The organism is Betaproteobacteria bacterium, assembly GCA_016791345.1.
In the GTDB taxonomy this organism is placed as follows: Bacteria; Pseudomonadota; Gammaproteobacteria; order Burkholderiales; family JAEUMW01; genus JAEUMW01.
In genome coordinates this window covers 1-2,734 of record JAEUMW010000384.1, presented here as the reverse complement: position 1 = coordinate 2,734, position 2,734 = coordinate 1, and the positions used below count along the sequence as shown (strand labels likewise).

Here is a 2,734-nt window from a genome sequence, read left to right as displayed (position 1 = left end):
GGCCGCATCGGGCGGATGGTCATGCGGGCCGCGGTGAAGGACTTTCCCGACATCGAGATCGTCGGCATCAACGACCTGCTGGAACCTGACTACCTCGCCTACATGCTGAGCTACGACTCGGTGCACGGACGCTTCAAGGGCACCGTCAGCGTTGATGGCAGCTCGATGATCGTGAACGGCAAGAAGATCCGGCTGACCGCCGTCAAGGATCCTGCCGAGCTCAAGTGGGGCGAAGTCGGTGCTGACATCGTCGTCGAATCGACGGGTCTATTCCTCACCAAGGAAACCGCCCAGAAGCATCTCGCAGCCGGCGCGAAGAAAGTGATCATGTCGGCCCCCTCTAAGGACGACACCCCGATGTTTGTCTTCGGCGTGAACGACAAGACTTACGCCGGTCAGGACATCATTTCGTGCGCATCGTGCACCACCAACTGCCTCGCGCCGGTGGCCAAGGTGCTGCATGACACGTGGGGCATCAAGCGCGGTCTCATGACCACGGTGCACGCCGCCACCGCCACGCAGAAGACCGTCGATGGACCCTCCAACAAGGACTGGCGCGGCGGCCGCGGCATCCTGGAGAACATCATTCCGTCCTCGACCGGTGCGGCAAAGGCCGTCGGCAAGGTGATTCCGGAGCTCAACAAGAAGCTCACCGGGATGGCCTTCCGCGTGCCGACGTCGGACGTCTCAGTGGTCGATCTCACCGTCGAGCTCGTGAAGGAAGCGAGCTACGAGCAGATCTGCGCGGCGATGAAGGCAGCCTCCGAGGGACCGATGAAGGGCGTGCTCGGGTATACGGAAGACAAGGTGGTCGCAACCGACTTCCGCGGCGAGAGCTGCACGTCGGTGTTCGATGCCGATGCCGGGATCGCGCTGGATGGCACCTTCGTCAAGGTGGTGTCCTGGTACGACAACGAATGGGGTTATTCCTGCAAGGTCCTCGAGATGGCGAAAGCTATCTCCAAGTGACCGTAGTCGAGCGGCGCGGGCGCACCGGAACCCCGGAGCGGGGGGTCGGTGCGCCCGCGCAGTTGTCATTTGCGGGCGAAGCATCGCTTCGCCCGTTCAGGGAGCCAGACCAATGAACGTTCTGAAAATGGCGGATCTCGACCTCGCGGGCAAGCGCGTCTTCATTCGCGCCGACTTGAACGTCCCCCAGGACGACGCCGGCAACATCACCGAGGACACGCGCATCCGCGCCTCCGTCCCCGGCATCAAGCTCGCGCTCGACAAGGGTGCGGCGGTAATGGTCACTTCCCATCTCGGACGACCGAAGGAAGGCGAGTTCAAGCCAGCCGACACGCTGGCGCCGGTCGCCAAGCGCATGTCCGAACTGCTCGGTCGCGGGGTGCGGCTGGTGCAGAACTGGGTCGACGGCGGCTTCGAGGTCAAGCCGGGTGAAGTGGTCATGCTCGAGAACTGCCGCGTCAACAAGGGTGAGAAGAAGAACTCGGACGAGCTCGCGCAGAAGATGGCGAAGCTCTGCGACGTCTTCGTGATGGATGCCTTTGCCACGTCGCACCGGGCAGAGGCAACGACGCAGGGCATCGCCAAGTTCGCGCCTGTGGCATGCGCTGGGCCGCTGCTCGCGCAAGAGCTGGAAGCGCTCACGAAGGCGCTCGCCAATCCGAAGCGGCCGCTGGTGGCGATCGTGGCTGGCTCCAAGGTATCGACCAAGCTCACGGTGCTGAAGAACCTGTCGGCGAAGGTGGATCAGCTCGTGGTCGGCGGTGGCATTGCCAACACCTTCCTCGCCGCGCAGGGCAAGAAGATCGGCAAGTCGCTGTCGGAAGCCGATCTGGTCGACGAGGCCAAGGCCGTGATCGAAGCGTGTCACGCGCGCGGCGGTGACGTTCCGCTGCCGGCTGATGTCGTGTGCGCCAAGGAGTTTTCGGCGACGGCGGCTGCGACACTCAAGCCGGTGGATCAGGTGACGGACGACGACATGATCCTCGACATCGGGCCGCAGGCTGCGCAGAAGCTGGCGGAGGTGATCGGGCGCGCGGGAACGGTGGTGTGGAACGGACCGGTCGGTGTGTTCGAGTACGATCAGTTCGGCAAGGGCACCGAGACGGTGGCGCGTGCCATCGCGTCCTCGCCCGCATTCTCGCTCGCCGGTGGTGGTGACACGCTGGCGGCGATCGCCAAGTACGACATCGGCTCGAAGGTGGGTTACATATCCACTGCCGGCGGTGCCTTCCTGGAGTTTCTCGAGGGCAAGACGCTGCCGGCCGTGGCGATCCTCGAGGAGCGGGCAGCGAAGGGCTGAAGCCGATCGTGCCAGGGTTCGCGCCGCCTGCCTTCCGCGATCGGCCTCACCGCTATCGCTGAACATGCGGCGTCGAACCAAGATCGTCGGCACGCTGGGGCCCGCGTCCAGTTCGCGGGCCACCTTGGAGCGGCTGATCGAAGCCGGGCTCGACGTCGTCCGGCTTAACTTCTCTCACGGCAAGGCCGAGGAGCACGAAGAGCGGGCGGAACTGGTGCGGGCGCTGGCGCGCGCCGCGGGGCGCCCGATCGGAGTGATGGCCGACCTGCAGGGCCCGAAGATCCGCATCGGCGCCTTCGAGCAGGGCCGCGTCGTTCTGAAGCCGGGCAGCCCGTTCGTGCTCGACGCCGAGTGCGAGCTCGGTGACAGCTTCCGCGTCGGCCTCGATTATCGGGAACTGCCCGCCGACGTCAGCGTCGGCGATTTCCTGCTGCTCGACGACGGGCGCATCGTCCTCTACGTCGA

General features: G+C 65.0%; 3 protein-coding genes. All 3 read left to right on the top strand.

Features of this window, described 5'->3' with window-relative positions; genetic code table 11:
- Nucleotides 1-969 (top strand): type I glyceraldehyde-3-phosphate dehydrogenase (gene gap, locus JNK68_14810; protein MBL8541616.1); only part of this gene is annotated, 969 nt, incomplete at its 5' end.
- A gap of 112 nt (nt 970-1,081) precedes the next feature.
- A complete protein-coding gene (locus JNK68_14805; GenBank protein MBL8541615.1) occupies nt 1,082-2,269 on the top strand; it encodes a phosphoglycerate kinase in 1,188 nt (395 codons plus the stop codon).
- 64 nt (nt 2,270-2,333) lie between these two features.
- A partial coding sequence (locus tag JNK68_14800) for a pyruvate kinase (GenBank protein MBL8541614.1) occupies nt 2,334-2,734 on the top strand: 401 nt, incomplete at its 3' end.